Source organism: Bartonella sp. OC16QHHD (genome assembly GCF_042194035.1).
Lineage (GTDB): Bacteria > Pseudomonadota > Alphaproteobacteria > Rhizobiales > Rhizobiaceae > Bartonella.
In genome coordinates, this window is sequence record NZ_JBHIMJ010000006.1 from 1 (window position 1) to 1,281 (window position 1,281).

General features: G+C 37.7%; 2 pseudogenes. Both read right to left on the minus strand.

What is annotated here, in order from left to right:
- A pseudogene (locus ACFIK1_RS00990) lies at positions 1 to 853 on the minus strand (hypothetical protein); the annotation flags it as partial.
- Positions 854 to 893: 40 nt separating this feature from the next.
- A pseudogene (locus ACFIK1_RS09930) lies at positions 894 to 1,194 on the minus strand (DUF1376 domain-containing protein); the annotation flags it as partial.
- Positions 1,195 to 1,281: the final 87 nt, after the last annotated feature.

Genomic DNA, 1,281 nt, shown 5'->3' on the forward strand with positions numbered 1-1,281 from the left:
GTACCACCACGAGTTCTTTGATCTTTTGAAAAGTTTCCATTGTTTCCACCATTGTTGTTCGTGTTTTTCGTTTTCTCTAAATCATCAACCGCCTTGCGTACCCAGTTACGCCATGTTGCTTGCCAATCGGTTTTGGTTGCATTTGCTCCGGCTTTTGAACGCCAATAATCTCGAAACTTTGCGATTTCGACTTTCACACGCTCTGCCGGCAAGCCCTCTTCGATTGCAAAATCGTAATCGGGTTCAAAATCCGCAGGCAATCGACAGCCGCGATTAGCTTGCGCTCGTTTTGCTTTTTTGGGAACGTTCTCTTGCTCGTGAATGGAAGGTTGGTTGGTTTGCTCTGATTGGCTTTCAACATCACACTCGATTGGCTCGTCAACTAAATCGATTGTTTCTAAATCTTCAAAATCAATTTCTTTTTTTAATAAAACGTTAGTTTTATTTTTTTTATATATATTGTTATTGTACCCTCTTGAAGACATCTTGAAGAATCTTCTTGATTTTTATGTTTCCTCGTATTGGCGGCTTTTGCTGCTCTTTCTGCAAACTTATTTAAAGTTTCGTCTGAATTTTTTAATTCTTCTTCAACATCTGGACACCACAAATGACCATCTTCTGAAAGAACAATATGTCCAGATCTAAATAAGTAATCTAATGCCTTCTGAAATCTTTTTACTGAACAACACGTAAAATGAGATAATATTTGCGCATCATTTACAAGAGGCTCTCTAGTGCGCAACATTTGCAATCGCAATCGCATATAAACATTGCCTTCAATTGCGGGTAAACAAGCAAGATCAAGAAGCCACTTGTCTGCAAAAAGCCTCGTCCATGGCAACTTAGTTGACATACTTCACCTCCCTCTTCATTATTATTATTGCAAGTGAAATTATCTAGCTCTTCAGTGAAGTTATTGAGTTCTTCTTCAACATCGAGATTCCATAAACGACCATCTGCTAAACGAATAATATATCCTTCTTCTAGCAAAACATTCAAAGCTGTCTCAAATTTCTTTACTGAATAACCAGTGTAATGAGACAAAACTTTAATGTTACAAAAAAGAGGTTCACCAGTACGAAGCATGCGAAACCGCAATCTCATATAGATATTACCTTCTACAGGAGGTAAATAATCGACAACTACTGCCCACCTATCTGCAAAAAGCCTCGTCCACGGTAATTTAGTTGACATATTTTACCTCCTTTTCTTTATTATTATTAAAGGCAAAATTATCTAGCTCTTCACTGAGGTTATTGAGTTCTTCTTCAACGCGCGTAT